This is a genomic window from Mesorhizobium sp. WSM4830 (genome assembly GCF_055811495.1).
The window spans coordinates 1-598 of sequence record NZ_JBVVQI010000110.1 but is presented as its reverse complement, the minus strand read 5'-3'; the positions used below and the strand labels follow the sequence as shown (position 1 = coordinate 598).

The 598-nt window shown below is 57.5% G+C and carries 1 pseudogene; it reads right to left on the bottom strand.

Features of this window, described 5'->3' with window-relative positions:
- Positions 1 to 598 (bottom strand): annotated as a pseudogene (locus tag AC0L2Y_RS34570) (Ulp1 family isopeptidase); the annotation flags it as partial.

Below are 598 nucleotides of genomic sequence, written 5' to 3'. Positions count from 1 at the left end.
TCCGTCACGCTTCTGTCTGACGCAGACTCCATATCGCGAACCCGTCCCAACGCCCAGCGGAGATTGCGGCTGCCTGGCAACAACGTCTCGGCGAATTTCATCCGTGAATCATGATCCAGCCTAGAGATCGCCAGGCCCTGTCTCTCAAGCGCCTCAGAAAATCTGCGAAGACTACGACCATAGATAGCACGGGTGGTTGAGGCCAAGCTGCTGTCACTGGCCACTTGTTCCAAGACATGCGCGTCTGCCTTTGAGGGCACCGGCGCTGGCCGCCCGACAGTCGCTGAATAGCCCGGCTCATGATACGCACGCAGGACGTTCAACGCCGGCTTTATATCCTTTATGTCATTGTTTTTCGAAAAGAAAGTATCGAGGTGATCGACCAGGGATTGGTGATTTTTTAGATCGGTCGCTTGGCCGCGAGCGCCGAGATCATTCGCCAATCGGCGAAGCGCATTCGAGTATATTCGGAGCGTCGCCGGGCTATGGTGTTGCTGAGCCGCAGCGTGGGCGATCGCCTCATCAATAACGTCCCGGTGTTCGTCGGACAGATGGGGATAGCGGGTAGCAGGGGCGCCAGCAGTGGCTGAATAGCCGG